Origin of the sequence: Trabulsiella guamensis ATCC 49490, assembly GCF_000734965.1 — a bacterium.
Lineage (GTDB): Bacteria > Pseudomonadota > Gammaproteobacteria > Enterobacterales > Enterobacteriaceae > Trabulsiella > Trabulsiella guamensis.
In genome coordinates this window covers 25886-44094 of sequence record NZ_JMTB01000070.1, presented here as the reverse complement: position 1 = coordinate 44094, position 18209 = coordinate 25886, and the positions used below count along the sequence as shown (strand labels likewise).

At 41.3% G+C, this 18209-nt stretch carries 14 protein-coding genes; 8 read left to right on the top strand and 6 right to left on the bottom strand.

All coding sequences use genetic code 11. The features are described 5' to 3' along the window. The 4 genes from GTGU_RS10520 to GTGU_RS10510 all read left to right on the top strand — a co-directional run. Window positions 1–286: autotransporter outer membrane beta-barrel domain-containing protein (locus GTGU_RS10520; RefSeq protein ID WP_156964123.1), on the top strand; the 286-nt coding region annotated here is incomplete at its 5' end. Between the two features lie 711 nt (window positions 287–997). Next, window positions 998–1426: a hypothetical protein gene (locus GTGU_RS10515; RefSeq protein ID WP_038156498.1), complete on the top strand. Its 429-nt coding sequence runs from the start codon at window positions 998–1000 to the stop codon at window positions 1424–1426. Beyond that, on the top strand, window positions 1375–1653 hold the full coding sequence (locus GTGU_RS27030; protein WP_084222780.1) for a LuxR C-terminal-related transcriptional regulator: 279 nt from the start codon (window positions 1375–1377) through the stop codon (window positions 1651–1653). Before GTGU_RS10515 ends, GTGU_RS27030 begins: the two co-directional genes overlap by 52 nt. A 372-nt stretch (window positions 1654–2025) precedes the next feature. Continuing rightward, a complete protein-coding gene (locus GTGU_RS10510) occupies window positions 2026–4941 on the top strand; it encodes an autotransporter outer membrane beta-barrel domain-containing protein (protein WP_051857326.1) in 2916 nt (971 codons plus the stop codon). 665 nt (window positions 4942–5606) lie between these two features. Here GTGU_RS10510 and GTGU_RS10505 read toward each other — a convergent pair. Then, window positions 5607–6275, bottom strand: coding sequence for a hypothetical protein (locus tag GTGU_RS10505; protein ID WP_245609606.1), 669 nt, complete (start codon window positions 6273–6275; stop codon window positions 5607–5609). 1118 nt (window positions 6276–7393) lie between these two features. Here GTGU_RS10505 and hdeA point away from each other — a divergent pair. Beyond that, window positions 7394–7708 (top strand): acid-activated periplasmic chaperone HdeA, encoded by a 315-nt coding sequence (hdeA, locus tag GTGU_RS10495; RefSeq protein ID WP_051857325.1) that lies wholly within the window; start codon window positions 7394–7396, stop codon window positions 7706–7708. A gap of 204 nt (window positions 7709–7912) precedes the next feature. Here hdeA and GTGU_RS10490 read toward each other — a convergent pair whose 3' ends face one another. The 5 genes from GTGU_RS10490 to GTGU_RS10470 all read right to left on the bottom strand — a co-directional run bounded on the left by GTGU_RS10490 (window position 7913) and on the right by GTGU_RS10470 (window position 16097). Continuing rightward, window positions 7913–9409: an APC family permease gene (locus GTGU_RS10490; RefSeq protein WP_038156492.1), complete on the bottom strand. Its 1497-nt coding sequence runs from the start codon at window positions 9407–9409 to the stop codon at window positions 7913–7915. 96 nt (window positions 9410–9505) lie between these two features. Further along, window positions 9506–11782 carry an Orn/Lys/Arg family decarboxylase gene (locus GTGU_RS10485; RefSeq protein WP_084222777.1) on the bottom strand — a complete coding sequence of 759 codons (2277 nt, stop codon included), beginning with the start codon at window positions 11780–11782 and terminating at the stop codon, window positions 9506–9508. Between the two features lie 1448 nt (window positions 11783–13230). Then, window positions 13231–13896: a WYL domain-containing protein gene (locus GTGU_RS10480; protein WP_038156490.1), complete on the bottom strand. Its 666-nt coding sequence runs from the start codon at window positions 13894–13896 to the stop codon at window positions 13231–13233. Between the two features lie 57 nt (window positions 13897–13953). Beyond that, window positions 13954–14241: a helix-turn-helix domain-containing protein gene (locus tag GTGU_RS10475; protein ID WP_072011956.1), complete on the bottom strand. Its 288-nt coding sequence runs from the start codon at window positions 14239–14241 to the stop codon at window positions 13954–13956. 1562 nt (window positions 14242–15803) lie between these two features. Continuing rightward, on the bottom strand, window positions 15804–16097 hold the full coding sequence (locus tag GTGU_RS10470; protein WP_156964121.1) for a hypothetical protein: 294 nt from the start codon (window positions 16095–16097) through the stop codon (window positions 15804–15806). Between the two features lie 89 nt (window positions 16098–16186). Here GTGU_RS10470 and GTGU_RS10465 point away from each other — a divergent pair, with 89 nt between their 5' ends. From GTGU_RS10465 to GTGU_RS10455, 3 genes are all read left to right on the top strand, one after another. After that, complete coding sequence (locus tag GTGU_RS10465; RefSeq protein WP_038156484.1) at window positions 16187–17077, top strand: integrase domain-containing protein; 891 nt, start codon at window positions 16187–16189, stop codon at window positions 17075–17077. After that, window positions 17070–17315 (top strand): hypothetical protein, encoded by a 246-nt coding sequence (locus tag GTGU_RS10460; RefSeq protein ID WP_038156481.1) that lies wholly within the window; start codon window positions 17070–17072, stop codon window positions 17313–17315. Before GTGU_RS10465 ends, GTGU_RS10460 begins: the two co-directional genes overlap by 8 nt. 457 nt (window positions 17316–17772) lie before the next feature. After that, entirely contained in the window at window positions 17773–18189 is a 417-nt protein-coding gene (locus GTGU_RS10455) for a hypothetical protein (protein WP_000559511.1), read from the top strand. The last annotated feature ends 20 nt before the right edge of the window (window positions 18190–18209 follow it).

Here is an 18209-nt window from a genome sequence, read left to right as displayed (position 1 = left end):
CCGCGTGGGCGCCCGCTGGTATACATATCATCCTGAGTCAAATCTGGGTGTACCGGTTTACCTGTCCACTGAAGTGAACTGGTGGCACGCACCGGATGGACGTAAAGTCCAGATGGATGATATTACGGTTCGTGAGCGTGGTCCGGTAAATCGTGCAGAACTGAAACTGGGGCTGAATGCGGAAGTAACACCGGATTTGAGTGTGAAACTGCAGGCAGGTGTTGAAGCAGGCAGTAGCTCATATGCCGCAGGAACCCTGCAACTGGGAGTGAAATACCGCTGGTAATCTGCAGGTCAGGAGATGAGCTGCGTTCAGGATGAGGAAGGATTACAGGGAAAGTAGTGGCAGCAAAGGCAGGGAATGATGGATCATTCCCTGCCTTTTTTCGCTGGCTGTACCTGGACTATGTGGAGTGGAGATGAAGCTGGTTCTGCCATGACCATATAAATGACAGGAAATTTTCAGCGTATATGGTTAACAGAGGGCAGTTATTTTAATTGTCAGATAACATGTCTTTTTATAAACACAAGTCAGGTCCTGATATGGATGTTCTGACTTTTGAGATAGTTGTTGTACGGCGTTCAGCTGGTTTAATGGATAAATTTTGAAGACAAAAAAACCGCACGAATCACTGTGCGGTTATAAGGAAATAGAACACTATTGTATGAAACACGTCTAATCAACTCACGCGTTTAATATATACTATGTTTGGTATTTATTAAAGCCGCTAGTGAGTGAGAAAAACTACCATGTATATAAGATTGTTCACGGTGTGGATGATGGGCTGTGTTTAAGTAATATGACAGCCGAGTCTGCCATGTCAAGGTACGGTTACACATTATCAAAATCATATGATTCTTGAATTATCTTATTGGCATGTACTGTATTCTAATGTTGAAAGCATCAAAAGTGGCTTATAATTTTAAACTAAACTATTGAGAATACATGTCGAATAGATATTCGAATGCATAAATTATAATATGCGAAGGTTTCAATATGAATGAATTTACTGTCATTTTATCAAAATGTCATTTCAGTTCTGTTGGGTTGACTCATATTTTATCATATCAGTGCGGAAATGCGAATATTGTTTCGTTCTGTGAAGTAGAAGATTTCTATGAATGGCGCAAGATGGTTAGCAAAGAGGTTTTACTGAAGTTATATATAGTTATCCCACCCGATTTTGGTAATCTTCATAGCCTTGGTTGTATCATATCATCAATAGATCTGTTAGAGAAAACCGGTGTCAATGAGGTTGTCATTCTGAATGAATCAGCATTATTACCGCAATTATTTAGTTCTATTGGATCTTTCTATGGTTGGCGTATTATTAATATACACAAAATGACATGTAAGGAAATTTTATATGAAATATCACATGTCAACAGGAAAAAAAAGACCGCGATGGTGGTTGTATTGTTCTGACAAACAAAGAGTACATTGTTCTTAAATATATACTGAAAGGTCTTTCAGTTCGGGAGATAAATAAATTAATAGATGTAAAAATTAAAACAACATATACATTCTGTACTACCCTGAAAAAGAAACTTGGGATTATGTCTACTAGCAAAGTATATGATTACAGGAGCATTATTCAAAACTCGATAGAGAGTGGTATTATAAAAACAAAAAACACATCATGCCGCGAATAACGGTGCCTGATATCATAATGAATATAAAGTGCTGGGAAGTATTTAAATATTAAATTGTTCGTTTCTGCATTGATAGTATTACAACCACTTAATGGTATTGCTGTGTTTTCTTAAGAATAACAGACTGATTTTTATGCTGCATACATGTGGGTAAAGTCTGTGACGTAAACCAGCTTTAGTAATGGAGTTTGTTATTTGTGTGTTTTGTAAAGTGAATTGGTTATCACTTCATATAAGTTAGATTGCTTAATGAGAATCGGAGATTTCTTATTAGGATTATTACCATAAACAGTAATGGTAATCTTTTGTGAAACTTACAATTAGAAATATGCAACGATATGCTTTTGTTTTTGTTATTGCCAGGAGCTTGATATGAAAAATTATATTTTAGTAAGTGTTTTTTTTACACTTGCACAATCCAGCAATTTAAGTGCTGCGACACCGGTTGTTCTTGATGATGGTACTGGTGTGTGGTTTGACCGTGGTGATGTGATAGTTACTGGTAAAGATGGTAAAGAAGAAATTAACCTGAGTGGGGGAGTCAGCTGGCGATATCCCAGTACTGACCAGTCAACAGCTATTTTTGATGGGATAAAAAAATTAAACATTAATATTCTCAGTAATACCCCCAATGTGACTTTGTCCGCATTCAATGGTGGAATAGCTAATCTCATTGCCAGTGATACTGATGTTAATATCAATACTGTTTATAATAACAGTGATATTCTTGGGCGTGGCAGTGTATATGGTGTTATTGCAGGTTCATCAGTAGATGCAGGAATTTCTGTCGATAACGATAAGTTTACTTCCTTACATTCGTCTACAACGGAAGTGAATAATCTTTCCGTATCACAAACCATAAATACAACCGGACTTATTGGGACAACGTTAAACTCTGCCATTCGTTCTATCCAGGGGGCATACAGAGATTCTGGTACTGGCCCGGCAGGACTTGTAAGAGTAAATGGTGATTTGTCTGTGTCACTTAATGGTGGCCGTCAGGAGGCTATTTATGTCTCAGGGAAAGGGAGTTCAGATGATGCAAAAGTAAGTACTGTCATATTGAACGGAAATTCATCTATTACTCTTCAGAACGGCAAGGGAACGGATAACAGTGCCATTAAAATAGGTAAATCAAGAAGTACAGGAACCGGGGAGGGGTATCTGGAATCTCACGGTAAGATGGTTATAGACATGACCAATACGCCTGGGTCAGCAATAAAACTGGCAGTGTCAGGAAGTACACTGAAAGCAGATTATGCAAACAGTTCCACAAGTATTAAAACGAATGGAAATGCGATAAATGTTGGCCAGTCTGACTGGGGAACACAGCGTTCGTCTTCAGGTATCTCAGCAATGTTCAGAGATGCAGTATTTGTTACTTCGTCTTTGAAAGATGCCCTACTGAAAGTTTATAAAAATCAAGGGAGTGTGAACTTCGCCTTTTCTGGTGATCAGACGAATTTGGCGATGCAGGATGATCAGTCATGGATTATTGAAGTAGATAATAATGATGCAGCGGACCCTTTATATAATAATAACGTAAACCTCGGCCTTGCAGACAATGCCAGGATGTCTGGATTAACTAACTTACTGGGGAATAGTAAGCTAACAGTTAATCTTGGCAACAATTCAGTGTGGAGTCTGAATAAAAATAGCTCCGGGACGACATCTTCTTTCAGTGACCTGAACCTCACAAACCAGTCTGTTCTGAAAGCAAATTCTGATAATTTCACCCTTATTGGAAATGTAAAAAACCAGTCTAACTCGGTGATTCAGATTTTTGATCCGGAAAAGAAAGGATTTCACACATTAACTATAAACGGCGATTATGCTGGTTCTGGTGATGCATCTGTTATATTCGGTACTGTTCTTGGCGATGACAGTTCACAAACCGACAAACTGGTTATCACGGGGAATGCGACAGGTACAACAGCAGTAGTTGTAAATAATGTTGGAGGAGTCGGAGCAGAAACGCTTGAAGGAATCGAGCTTATCGAAGTAGGAGCGCCAAATGCATCTGATACCTTTGTGCAGAAATCCCGTATAGTCGCCGGTGCATGGGATTATCATCTGCAACAGGGTACTAAGAGTGGGAGGAACACCAACAACTGGTATCTTACCAGTCTGAAAAATGAGGAAAAGCAACCGGTAGAGCCGAAACCACCGGTAGAGCCGAAACCACCGGTAGAGCCGAAACCACCGGTAGAGCCGAAACCACCGGTAGAGCCGAAACCACCGGTAGAGCCGAAACCACCGGTAGAGCCGAAACCGCCAGTAGAGCCGAAACCACCAGTACATGCATATCGTCCGGAAGCAGCAAGTTATGCATCGAACATTCATGCTACTAATAGTCTGTTTAACCTCCGTCTTTATGATCGGCTCGGTGAAACTCAGTACACTGATGCCCTTACGGGTGAGAAGAAAGTTACAAGTATGTGGATACGACATGCAGGAGGGCACAATCGCTCATCAACAATGTCTGACGATCAGGTGAAAACTCAGGCGAATTACTATGTCGTTCAGATAGGTGGTGACATTGCACAATGGACATCTACAGGTAACGATCGTTGGCACCTTGGATTAATGGCCGGATATGGACAACAAAACAGTAATTCAAGGTCAGGGCTGAACGGTTATTCTTCACACGGTGAGGTTCGTGGTTACAGTACCGGTGTGTATGGGACATGGTTTGGAAATGATGAGAGTAAGTCCGGGCCTTATCTGGACAGCTGGTTGCAGTACAGCTGGTTCAGAAACAGTGTTTCCGGCCAGGGGCTCCCTACTGAGCACTATAATTCAAAAGGTTTATCTGCCTCTGTTGAGAGCGGATACCGGTTTCAGGTCGGAGAAAGAAAAACTGCTTCCGGTGTGGATGAAACATTCTGGTTGCAACCTGAGGCACAAATCATTTGGTCTGATGTCAAAGCAGATAAACATAACGAAAAAAATGGTTCGTCTGTTGAGAGCCTGGGTACGGGAAATATCCAGACACGGATAGGCCTCCGTGCAAGCATGATGAGTCACAGCTCACTTGATAACGGAAAGGACAGAGAGTTTGAACCGTTTATGGAAATCAACTGGTTACATAACAGCAGGGATTACGGGGTAAGGATGAACAGTACCTCTGATTATATATCAGGCTCCCGGAATACTGGTGAAGTGAAAATTGGTGTTGATGGTAAAGTTGGTAACCATCTGAATATATGGGGAAATGTAGCAGCCCAGGCTGGTGAAGATAGTTACAGTGATACGAAGGGAATGGTTGGTCTGAAGTATATGTTTTGATTATTAAAGATGGCCTGCTTTGCAGGCCATCTTTAATTGGTGAGTTAAAATACATTGCACTGATATTGATTGTCTTTAAAATGGCTTTTGGTTATGAAAGTATTAAGATTATACAGATGGCTTCATCTGTACACTGGTATCTCTGATGGCATATACTTGGATGTAGTAGGATAACCAAAACAAGTGCCATTTTGCAGTGGTTAATATCTTATCGATATTCAGTAAGCATACGCATGTGTGGAGCAGGGGCGTATGGGATGAGGTTGGTCTGAATTATTGCATGGTTTAAGTTATGGTGTGATATGAATATATTAAATGCCAGAGTTATAATCACACATTTTTGTGTGCCTATAGATTCCCCATCCATGATATTGAATGAGTTTGATTGGTGAGGGAGTCATTAAGCTTGTTATTGTCGTGTTTTAGTGAGGATTATATTGGTTACGAAAAATGTTAAACATGGGGATAGTGAGCAATTAAGGTTACGCATTATAATATTGATAATGCGTAACCATTACTATTAAACATGACTATAATTAAGCAAGTTATTTTTGTTCCATTAGTGATGTTGTAAATATACTGTTCACTATGAGTTTGTCTATAATATGAATAACTATTCCTGATTGTCTGGAGTTGTTATGTGAGGGAATAAATACATGAGAAAACTAATTAGATAGTCTCGTGATTGTCACCCCAAGTTTTTGCTCTATACGTTTTTTCATGGCATATACGTTTTTAACGCTTGTTTCATTTTTCAGCGCAATCTTCTTTGGTAGTTCACCATTATAGAGTGACGAGAAAAGCGAAAATTCATTTGTACTCAATTTAGGTCTGCTTTCCGACGGTTTGGTGATTTTAGCTAAAAATGTATTTCTTATCTTTGCCACGATTTCATCACTGGTATCATCATGGAAAATGACAGAGCTAATGATCGTATCAACCGTATCATTATAAAACCAGTAGTGGGCAATTGCAGCCGTTTTTTTATCTGATAAAAGTATAAGTCTCATTCTCTTGAAGTTATCGAGCCAGTTTTTTGATAAAAAATAATCAATATTTTTGTAATTAAAATCAATTATCACAACTGGTTGTGATATCAGCTTATCGTTAATATCAAGAAAGTACGGCAGCATGCCCTCAACGAGAAACGAATTATTGTCTGGCCAGATATAAAACTCAAGCCCGTTACAGTCCTTGTATTTTCTCAGTCTGGCACATTCAATGGAGCATTTTTCATCGCATCCATAGCAATACATCAAAGGGGGAGAGGTTTCGGTTTTCTTGTATTCTGAAGCAAATGGAGCATCAGAGCGATTCAGTAAACTTTTTTGCATATACATACCTTAAGTACAATTGCCTGAAAACTATACCAGCACCAGTAAATTTGGCGCACTAAAGATGAGTCATCATTTGAGTAGGATTATCCTGCAATTGATTAAGAATGCTTAGTAATATGGTGTGAATCATGCTGTTGAAAAGTTTATTCACATTTTTTTGTTTTTATATCAATGTGTTATATTGGCATTCATTACCTGTATGGATACTCGATAAAGATACCAAAGTAACATACAGGTACACTTCCCTCATATGAAACATAGGATTTTATCCTTATGAAACCAGGTCGTTGTTCAGATATTAGTTATAGTGGATATAAGTAAGGTGCCAGGTATTTATAAAAAATGAAGAGCTTTGCCTGATGGCTAAGATGTTTTTTGATGTTTGCTGAAGTGAAAAAATTAGTAGTGAAATAACTTGTATATATATGCCATTTATAAGTTGTTTACTTTCCTGTTAATATAATTTACAATTCAAAATTAGCTGATAAATAAATGTTATGGTTTGTTCTGCAATGAGCCAGGGCAGATGTTATGGTAATATTTATTTTACACTACAGATACGTGCCTTATGGAATACAAACCTGGACATGAAAATTTCTTTTTGCTCTGGAAACATGTTCCCGGCCACATCTTCAGCTCGTAATTGAGTACCGTTTTGCTGAATCTTTACAATGCTCCGGGCCAGAAAATCAAGGCCTGTAAATGAACATGAGGAGTCAAATCTCATAAGTTTATTCTGGTGAAGCATAACATATCCTCTCATATGACATTATGATATATATTATCTTAATTCCTGCATGGTATGTCTATGTTGGCTAGGCTATTCTTATTGAATTATTGATTGTTCTTATGAGGCCGTGGTTGCATTAGGCGTTTTTTTGTATCAGATTTATATTAATGTATTGAATGAATTGTAAACAAAATTTTCATCATTAGTAATATATTAAATAAGTTCAGTCGTATGACTCGAATAAAATTTGGGTAATTGTACATTCTTACCCGACGTCCACATTGGATGAGAATGGGCAGAATATACTGTGGGTGAAAATTTTTTAATACACAAAAGTGTCTCTGTATGGGACAGATGTCAGAAAGCGATAAAAGGAGATATCAACGTGAACAAAGTCTGTACCTTAGCGTTAAGTCTGCTGTTTTTTTTACCTACTGTAACCATGGCAGCAGATAAAAGTAAACCAGTCAATGACTGGACTTGTGAAGATTTCCTTGCACTGGACGAGTCCTTCAGACCGACTGCTGTCGGATTTGCTGAAGCACTTAATCATAAGGACAAGCCTGAAGATGCTGTCATGGATGTAAATGGAATAGCTACTGTTACTCCTGTTGTGGTTCAGGCCTGTACCGACAGCAAACAGTCAAATTTCAAAGAGAAAGTGATTAGCGAGTGGGATAAGCTTAAAAAACATCTGTAAGAACAAATGATTTGACCATTTTAAATGAAAGGAGGATATCTGATTAATTTCGGTTATTTCTCCTTTTGTTATTTTAAAGGGGAAATTTAAATCAAAATTTTGTTTTGGCAGTAATATATGTTCGACAATGTTATTGCACCATTACCCACTCAGGAAACTATTATGTCATGGTGCAGCCCCATTACGAGGCTGCTTTGCACAAATTTATTTCTCGATCCAACTTTGTTTCCTGAATTTGAGGATGAGAAGTGGCGGTAACGCCAGGACCGCGGTTCCGAACAGCATGATGGCAATATAAGCGGCTGTCGGTAGTGCAGCAACCATCTCAGCAGTAACCTCGGAAACGATTTTCTTGTGCATGAAGCCAGAGAGGAAACTTGCCACTGTCGAATGAAACCCTGCTGAGGGGGGGAATAGCGCCATCCCGGCAGGAGGCAGGAGACCGACAATGAACGCAAAGGCAGTTGATAAAAAACCAAGACCAGCGACGATCCACATTCCGACCATGCCTCCAGGTATTCTGAACGCGCGTGGTACATCAGGTTGTCTGATGCGTAGTATGATTGCCGCAGCAAACAGTAACATGTAAGTAATTGACAGCAGCAGTACTGTTATTGCCGAGAGGATCCAGTATGCCTGATTTACACTTGGGAGTACTACATATAGAAGTGACAGCATGGTAGCTATTATACCCTGGAACACCAGCATAAAAACCGGTACGCCGCGTTTGTTTAACTTGCGGGTGAATGGTGGCATGTCTCCAGAATGAGCTGTCACATTAAGGCCAAGAATAGGGCCTATTAACCATGTGGTGAGCAAGGCGAAACCACCAAGAGCGACCAGGATCGCAACAAGCGGCGTTGCCCAGGACATACCAAAACTCTTTAAGAATGATTCAAAAGCCTGCATCAGACCTGCGGTCAGGTTGAGTTCCTTCACCGGAATCACAGCGGACATTGCCAGTGTACCAAATACGCTCATCAGAAAAACGATCACAGCCGCGCCGAACATCGCCCGTGGGTAGTCCCTGTGAGGATTTTTCACATCCATAGCATGGAAGCCACTCATTTCCATACCGGCAAACATAAGAATAACAGAGGCTACAAAAGGGACTGTTGTTAAATGGATGCCTGGTAATGTCGCATCCAGTGAGAATACAGGCAAGACAACATGCCTGTCGGAAAGTGCGTAGGCTATACCCAGAATAGCGAGGAGGACAGAGGGAACGAGTGAGCCAAGTACGACGCCAATATTATTGATTCTTGACGTTATGTCACTACCAAGCAGTGAGACAATAGTTGAAAGCCAGAACACTGCCATCATAGTGATAAACATGAATAGACCGTTATTTGCTAGGTCAGGTGAAAAAATATAAGCGATAGTTCCGGCTATAAACGAAAGGACTGTTGGAAACCAGACAAGATTGTTACTCCATTCACAAAAGACAGCGATGAAGCCAGCCTTCTCACCGAAAGCTTCTCTGACCCAGGAATATACGCCGCCTCCCTTGTTCCATCCTGTAGCAAGTTCAGCAGAAACCAGGGTCATCGGTAGCAGGAAGAGAATTGTACCGAGCACGTACCAGCCAATCGATGACCAGCCATAGGTGGCCATACTGGGAAAGTTCCGTACAGAAAGTACAGCTGCCACACTGATCATCATCAGTGAGAAAGCAGAAAGTGATTTTTTATCATTGGACATGAAAGTACCTTTCATCTCTTTTATATACTTAATAAGTACATCGCAGTGACGGTCTGGAAGTAAATCTCCTGGTGTTCAGTAGCGATGGACCGGCGTTTATTCAAGAACCACCCACATGTGGTAAATATCATTTATAGATTCAACACCATGTATATCGTGTGTGAAACCAGGAAAACTCGAATCAAAATCCTGCAGGGAAGTGAGATAGCGAATAAATGGTTGATCGGCACTTCCTGCGTTTTCTCCTGGCATGAGTAGAGGAATACCTGGCGGGTAAGGGACTATGCCTGTTGCAAGGGTCCTGCCTGACAGTTGGTTGAGTGGAACCTGCTCAACCTTTGCATGAACCAGAGAACGATACGCATCTCGTGGAAGTCTGACTTTTTCCGGAAGCTGCGAAAAGGCCAGAGCCTGAAGTTCTACCTGACTGGTCTTTTTCATCTGTGAGAAAATTTGCCCGGCCAGATCACGTAATCCAAGGTCAATGTAGCGCTCAGGATGTGCTTTACAAAGTTCAGGAAAGACTTTTGGCAGGGGACTGTTTGCATCGTAGTCGCGTTTGAATTCGAGGAGTGCAGAGAGTAGTGTCGCCCACTTTCCGTTAGTGATCCCAATAGAGAACAGGAAGAGCACGGAGAAATCGTTAGTCTTCTCGTTGACAATGCCTTTAGTTCCTAGGTAAGACGACAGTAGCACTGCCGGGATGCCGGTTTTCTGATATGTTCCATCAGGATTTATACCTGGTGTCACCACTGATACCTTAATTGGGTCAAGCATCGCATAGTCGTCTTCAATATTTCCGTAACCGTGCCACTCTTCACCTGGGTGGAGTGTCCAGCAGGATGGGGTCTTCATCAAAAGGTTGACTGGTGCGTCCTCAAAGGCATATTCCTTGCCCGTCACAGGATCTTTCACTGTCACAGGATTCCATGTCGAAAAGAACCAGCCCTCACCATTTACAGATAGTTCACGTGCGTATTTCGCCACATTCTGCCGAAATTCAATAGCCTCTCTGATAGACTCAGAAGTGAGGTGTTCCCCGGCCTCATCCATCATCGCTGCTGCAATTTCATTGGAAGCAATGATTGTATATAGCGGCGAAGTCGAAGAATGCATCATAAACGCTTCGTTAAAACGATCATGTGGAAGCGTGTTACGGCCCCCCCGGTGGTGGATATAAGATGCCTGAGAAATCGCTGCCAGTAGCTTGTGTGTCGACTGAGTGGCAAACAATGCAGGGGCATCTTTCGGATAATTGTCTGCCGAGCCATACATGGCAAAATGGTTCATATATAGCGGATTGAAACGGGCGTAGCCGTACCAGGCCTCATCAAAATGAATGCGATCAACAGTCGAACCAAGCAGTTCTACAACTTTTGCTGCGTTATAACAGATGCCATCATAGGTAGAATTGGTGATCGTAGCGAGTGCCGGCTTTTGTTCACACAAACCATCGCGAACCCGGGCATCTGCCGCACAACGTGCTGCGAGTGATTCATGATGTAACCCATCAGGAGGGATCGGTCCAATGATACCAAGGTAGTTGCGCTGTGGAATGAGATATACTGGATTCGCTCCAGTTTGTGTCAGTGCCTGTTCGATTGATTTGTGGGCGTTACGATCACACAGTACTATATCACCTTCTGCGACGCAGGCAGCGTAGACTATCCGGTTGGAAGTTGAAGTCCCGTTGGTAACTGAATAAGAACGGTCGGCACCAAACACGGCAGCGATATATTTTTCGCTCTCACCAATTGGTCCGGAGTGATCAAGCAGACTACCAAGTGAGTCGACGGATATAGACAGATCGCTGCGTAGCAGATTCTCGCCAAAATAATCGTAGAAACGCCTTCCTGATGCAGTTTTCAGAAAGGCTGTCCCCCCGGTATGCCCGGGTGTGTGCCAGGAATATTCGTGGACATCACGAAATGTCATCAGGGATCTGAAGAACGGTGGTTCTATTTGTCCAAGATATGTGCTGGCGAGCTTTTCAATACGACCAGCTATAAAAATGGCACTGTCTTCACCAGACCAGACCATTTCCTGAATTTTTTCCATGACGAATACTGGCACGCACGTATCTTCCCTGCGATCGCGGAATAACAAAACAGGCAGTCTTGCACTGCGACTGCGGATAACATCTAGAACCTCGGACGATTGGGGCATCTCCCATTCAAGCAGCACTGTGTCAATTCTTGCGTTGGAGAAAACCTGTGCCTTTGCATCAGTTGCAGATGATGTGCGCACAATCTTGTGCCCACGGGAGAGTAACTCCTGGCTGATCTCATCAAGCGAGGATTGGAAAATTGTGCCAGCCGTGTTGGTACTCATGGCAAAAAGGATTGTCAGTTCAGAATCGTGATAGTAGGCCATGAAACCTCCGGAGTGTCAGATGATATTGTTTATGCCACAGGAATAAATAAATTATGTTCAGATGTCAGACCAACAAGTTAATGACTTTCGCTTTGTGGCTTTAATAAACTAACTTGATGTTTATAATAATTCTTCCATCATTATGTAAGATTAATCCATTTTGTTTAGAGACTAATCAATAATTATGCGAGGAAAGCGCTTACTGTCCCGGTTTAGTCAGGTGCAATAGTTGTATAGACGGTTCTGGGCTCTATTACTTTAGTTCAAATGGGAAGTGTTTTGGGATGATGACAAATAAAAAAGGCTACCAGAAGATAGTAGCCTGAAGTATCTTAAGAAACTTCCTATTAACTTTAAATGTAGCCTGTCAACGGTTGAAGAAAGTCGTAACAACACACTCTATGTTAGGGTTCTGCAATATTTGTTGTGGTGCCGGGTGCCTCCCGGTGAGCCTTTGGTCAGTCACCATGACTCGCGTCTTTTAGCAACAATTTCAACATGATGGATACTGTTTACGCCCATCCGCACAGGTGGATTCACCACATGTTTACCTTAAATCCATGTAATGCTCACTGTCAATTGCAACATTAAAAGCCAGGTTGGCAAATTGTGCTGTTTTTATTTTCTTAAGATTTTTTCCGCATTTTTGGGAAATATTAATCGTTTTGATATACCTGATAATAATGTCATTTTAAGGGTTGTTATACCAAGTGATAACATTATTGTCAGGTAATTCCTGGAATGATTAATTGTTTATAAACATGTTGTTGCTGATTATCTGAAGGAGTGTTCCTGTTTTCTTGTGAATGTACTATCAAACGTCTGAACACTGGTGTCACAGGTTTTACTGCGTTTGTATCACAGCCGTTGACATTCCTTTTGACTGGATAGTAGTTGTTATTTAATGACGCCAGGGTATAAAACTCACCTCAATCTAAGTGGTCTTAGGTGGATGTGGTAAAGTATTAATTAAAAGTATAATATTCTTATTTGACGCCATTTTTGAGTTGCCTTAGAATAATTCTGTCGCTTACTCCCTGAGCGACAGAGTGTAGATGGCATAAGATATTATGCTACGCGTAAAAAACGCAAGTCACGGTGGATAGCCGAAGGACTCACCGGGAGGTTCCCGGCACCACAACTCAGATTGTAAAATATTTGGCGTTTACGGAGTGTGCAGTCATAGCTACTTTCACACGTGAGAAATTATTATATATCCGCCAGTTCTATTTGATTCCATTGCTCAGGCTGCCTTCCGGCAGCCTTTTTTTATATGTCGTTATACATTAATTTCAGTAAAACTGTGGACTGTATTTTCGCATATCAATTTATACAGGTAAAAAATTCAGGTCATAAGACCAGTTACTGGAGCCAACAAGATGAGGCGTTCAAATTAATCAGGCTCGATGTATCTGATCTGAAGGCAGTAAATAACAGTGACATAAGAATTACAAGCTGTAATAGTCTAAAAACAGAACATTAGAAAAGAACTCATCAGTAAAATATCGCTTGTCGTTATATAGGATCCTTGATGAAATTCTGTCAACCCTAAAATAACGCCTGTCAAGCTTATCCATGCAGAAGCCATAAAAATAAATATCTCCATCGGCGTTGATTGATACTTCCTCCAGCTGAATATCGCGTATTGACAAATTCTTACTTGAATCAACATAAGAAAATACGATATTCAGGGGAATATCTGACCATGCGATGGATAGATTATATGTAAAATCATCAATTGTATTAAGTCCTTGTGTGTAATCCTTTTTTGCTACCATTATATGCTCTGCATTTTCGGACGTTATCACGTGCTTTGATACATACTTTTTTGTCTTATTTGTTGTGTAATAACCGCCATTTTCTTCTGCGAGGTGATACTGTTTTTTAAATATCAAAATAAAAGAAAGAAAACAGACGGCAGAAATGATAATGCTTAAACGATAACTAAAAAAACCGACGAATATAAAAATCAGGAGTGAAATGAAGAATGATAAAGAATAATCAAATGCTTTGCCATGGGTATTTTTATTTCCACAAGTCGGACACTCAGGCTGAGTGTCCGGGAAGAATTTATCACAAACGCCGCAATGTAATATTTTTTCTTTTTTGCCCATATGGCTTTCCAACTAATATTATTGTCTGCTTATTGATAATCGAGCCACCACACAGTTTTACTGTGTGTCGATGTTATTATCTATAACAAAATAATTTACAATGGTTTTTTCGCTAATCCCGCTCATGTTCGATGTTATCTGACCAGTTAGAATATATAGAACATCGACTCCGGCACTTGCCAGATATGCAAGATAAATTGCATTAGGGGATCTTTTCCCTTTCTCGTATCTGTGTTGTGCCAGTTTTTTTACACCACCAATTTCGCCAAATTCTTCCTGGGTAAGGCCAGTACGCTCACGCTCTTCTTTAAGACGATAACCAATATCATGTTGTATTTGTGCCATTGACCGATAGACTAATCACCTGTTTTTATTTTCACTTTATTACTTAAAACGCCAATAGTTTTTATGATATCACGGATAGTCATCACATATAGTCTGGCATGGCATCAATGGAATTTATCTGACTAAATATCTATAATTGTCTTATATCTGTATGGCTTTTTCTGCACTGTGGTGTCGTTCAGTATATCAACCATAGCCGGATCTCGTATTGTGAAAACAGCAAGAAAAATTCTAATCAATGTCTGAAAAGTTCGGAAGTACCTTGTCATTGGATCAGAATACAGAGTAGAGTTAAGGGCGTGATGAATCCCACTTTGCAGCGGGGTATACTGGTCAAGGACTCAGGTGTCCACCACAGCAGGCTAATGTTGACCAGTCATTAGTCTACCGGGAGTACCCGGCATCACAATGCAAAAGGTAGAGTGCGATACAAAGGCCCGTTTAGCAGTCGGGCCTTTTTTTAATGGCAAACTAAGGAATATAACTTTATTTGTCGAATTAATGTGTTCTGACTTAACACGCTATTTTAAAAGAAGCTATGAAACAAATTATTAGTGGTTTTATTAATGTCTGTTGTTTCATCTATTGATGCAAATGAGTTGAGCAAGACTGTAAAAGAACAGGTGGACGTGCTGAAAATGTAATACAAAGAAAGCAGAGTGCAATTAGAGGCTCTGTCGACCGAATCCCGGGAGCGGGTATGTAAGCCCGCACTGAATGCTATAGATAAAGTAACTATTTAGTGGAATACAAAAAAATAATTTTCTTCCTGATAAAAAATCTGTCAGGAGATGATAGGTAATATGCAAATAATTACAATATAGAGATAAGTTCAATTAAGTATTTAAACTGGCTTGCCAGGTTTATATGTTTACTCAGATTCGGTGGCCTTGTATCTGTTCCTTGTATTGACGGGGTTTATGATAATTCACGAACGAGAATTCTTCATAAAGGTGACTATTGATTACATATAATCATTAAAGGCACTCTTCAATTTTTGGAGGATTACCTGCAGACTCGTTTTCCATATCACAGATAAAAACTTGATAAAGGATCACGCTCCGATCTAATATCTTACCCGTTGTACCGTTGCGTTGTATGCAACTTGCCAATGCCTCGGTGATCTGAGAAAGGCGCCTTCGGGTGATCGCCATGCCAATGCCACCGTGACCTGAGAGGTGGCGCCTTCGGGTGGTAACTTCGTTTACCCTTTGAAAACGAAGATCGCATACAGTTTGAACCTGGCGATGAAGGTCCCTTTCACTTCTGTATCTGTTTTTCAGATACGTCTTGCAGCCGCTGCCTGGGCGCAATTTTCTTATCGTTTTCACTCTTTATGACGCTGCAGGCCGTTGCGAACTTTGCGGCGTGGGTATGACCATCTGGAACATTTGGGCATCTTCCACGACTGCATTGAGAGCAGATGAGCGCGGCGTCACTTGTGCACGAGTGAAACGAGTACCAAGTGACGCGCGCAGCGCATAACTGGCAGAGCTGACGCACTGCCATTTCGACAACTTTTTTACCAACTGACCAACACGTACTTAAAGGTTTTAAGGGCCTTAAAAACGTACTTCATTCACTGCTTGTTCATTTATCAACCAAACGTCTTTTCCGTAAAAACGGGTAAGGACTTCATTTTGAAAGGAGAAAATCGACACGATATCGATGGCGACACCAGTCAACTTACTGGTGTGTGGAAGCAGACTGATTAATTTCAGCCCGGTGTAAACCGCGAACAGGTCAGAGACCTGGGGAGCTTCGCAATAACTCAACATTTCGCCGCCCCGATGCACAGATATCTGTCGAGACGCAGGAAGCGCAACCATAAACCGTGCCGTCGGGGTGAAATTCATCGTCTGTAGCTGTGGCGCAGCCGGTGTCAGTGCTTTTCCGTTCACGCAGACGGAAAAGCACTGACACCTGTTTAAATGGAGGGTTGTTTATGGCAAAACTGAATAAAAATCTTAAAACACTTGCCAGGCAGGCAGGGGGAAGTTTTAAAACCGTTTCTGACCGAATGAAAATTGCGGACAGGTTTGCCGAACGTTTATTAAAACTTAATGTTCAAATCAGGGATATTAAAAATATCAAGACGGGGCATATCGAGTTGTATATGAAGAGCCGCCTTTCTGAAGATATTTCCAGACGCACACTTCAGAACGAAATGGCAGCTATCCGGGCTTTGTTACGTGTTGCGGGGAAAACATTCATGGCAAATCCTTCTCATGAAAAACTGAGCAATCAGGCTCTGGGTATTTCGGAAACGAGCCGGGATGGAACTAAGGTTGCTATTCCCGATGCTTATTTTCGGCAGGTATTGACGAGTGTAGAACAAAAGGATGATGGCGTTGCATGTGCAATGAGATTATCCAGATTACTCGGGTTAAGAACAGAAGAAACAGTACAGTCTGCTAAATCGTTGCGTACCTGGAAAAAAGCTTTACTCAATGGTGACGAAAAAATACGTGTTGTATTTGGGACAAAAGGAGGACGACCACGAGATACAACGGTATTAGATCGTGAGTCAACCCTGGCTGCAATCAATGCGTCCCTTAAATACTTGAATGAAAATAATGGAAAGTTGATTGATAAGCCATCATTACATACGGCTATTGAACGTTATCGCAATGTTGTCCGTGAGTCCGGATTAACAGGAAAATATGCGCCTCATAGTTTACGTTATGCCTACTCTGTTGATGTCATAAATTATCATATGAAAAGAGGTTTCACTAAAGAAGAGGCACAGGCTCTGGCATCAATGGATTTGGGACATGGCGATGGCAGGGGACATTACGTGGCTCGTGTTTATAATAAGGTAGAGGGTAATGAGTAAAAGCATTTTTGTTTCTGGTGAGGATTTGGTTATTGGTCGTGTGTTTTTGGGATGGAAGGAAAGGATTTCACGTATTATCGATAGGGGGCATTACGAGGTGGCCTGTTCACAGGAGGTTCATGCGCATTACGGCGACAAATTTACCCGTACTGATGCCTGTCTGTATTTCATCCGTGGCGCACTGTTTGAAACTTTCAGGAAATCACTGAGAGAAAAAGAAAACGCTCATGAAATGTAAAAATATGATTCTTTTTTCTGGTCAATTTAAACATGACACATTTTCTCAGGATATTCTCAGCAGTAGTGACTTTCCCGTTAAGGGCTTCATCGTCCTGGTTCAAACCACAATGTGGGAAGATCTTTGCGTTGACACTATTGCCTGAGGTGCGGGAATTGTGTACGCTTAATTTGCTAACGTTGTCTCTGACAACTGCCAATGCCTGAGTGATTTGAGACAGGCGCCTTCGGGTAATCACATGCCAATGCCATCATAACCTGAGAGATGGCGCTTTCGGGCGGTTCAAACCTGTTTAACCTTTGCAAACAGGAACCTGATTACAGGTTAAGGTCCTTTTCTACTTCACTTCACACTACCAAACACCTGATTTACTCATCCGGCATTTTTGGCCTGATTCTCACCCTGAGGGATGCTTTCCCTTTGGGACGGTTCCCTTTTTTCATAAGGAATCGTACCCATGCATTACACCAGAATGATCAATCCGCTCGCGTTACTGAGTTGTGACTCACCCGCTTCTGCAAAAATCATTGTGGATTACGTAAAAACTCAGCTTAACGTTCGTCTGGATAACAAACTCATGGTCGACGCAGATCCTCAGGTTCCTGCTGACGGCCTTCCTGATTACCTGACTTTTCTGAGACATGTCGCGCATACAGTTGGTTTTGCAACTGAGCATGGCTTCATCAAACATACCTTTGTCGAAGAAGCAGTGAGCGAGCTTACGCTTCTGGGGACAGATGTTCACAGTTTTCACTGGAGTACAGCTTTTCTTCAGGGCGTTACCAGGTCTCGCGAGGAAAAAGAGCTGGACGAAGCTACAGAGCAATTGCGCGAAATGTTTTATCAGAGCGCCCATTTCTCAGACATCGCCTGACGGCCTTATTAGTCGAAGAT

Excerpts from the sequence above, each read along its gene's own strand:
- GTGU_RS10515 (WP_038156498.1), top strand. The coding sequence starts at position 998 with ATGAATGAATTTACTGTCATTTTATCAAAATGTCATTTCAGTTCTGTT.
- GTGU_RS10510 (WP_051857326.1), top strand. The coding sequence starts at position 2,026 with ATGAAAAATTATATTTTAGTAAGTGTTTTTTTTACACTTGCACAATCC.
- GTGU_RS10505 (WP_245609606.1), bottom strand. The coding sequence starts at position 6,275 with ATGCAAAAAAGTTTACTGAATCGCTCTGATGCTCCATTTGCTTCAGAA.
- GTGU_RS10490 (WP_038156492.1), bottom strand. The coding sequence starts at position 9,409 with ATGTCCAATGATAAAAAATCACTTTCTGCTTTCTCACTGATGATGATC.
- GTGU_RS10485 (WP_084222777.1), bottom strand. The coding sequence starts at position 11,782 with ATGGCCTACTATCACGATTCTGAACTGACAATCCTTTTTGCCATGAGT.
- GTGU_RS10480 (WP_038156490.1), bottom strand. The coding sequence starts at position 13,896 with ATGGGCAAAAAAGAAAAAATATTACATTGCGGCGTTTGTGATAAATTC.
- GTGU_RS10475 (WP_072011956.1), bottom strand. The coding sequence starts at position 14,241 with ATGGCACAAATACAACATGATATTGGTTATCGTCTTAAAGAAGAGCGT.
- GTGU_RS10470 (WP_156964121.1), bottom strand. The coding sequence starts at position 16,097 with ATGAATTTCACCCCGACGGCACGGTTTATGGTTGCGCTTCCTGCGTCT.
- GTGU_RS10465 (WP_038156484.1), top strand. The coding sequence starts at position 16,187 with ATGGCAAAACTGAATAAAAATCTTAAAACACTTGCCAGGCAGGCAGGG.
- GTGU_RS10460 (WP_038156481.1), top strand. The coding sequence starts at position 17,070 with ATGAGTAAAAGCATTTTTGTTTCTGGTGAGGATTTGGTTATTGGTCGT.
- GTGU_RS10455 (WP_000559511.1), top strand. The coding sequence starts at position 17,773 with ATGCATTACACCAGAATGATCAATCCGCTCGCGTTACTGAGTTGTGAC.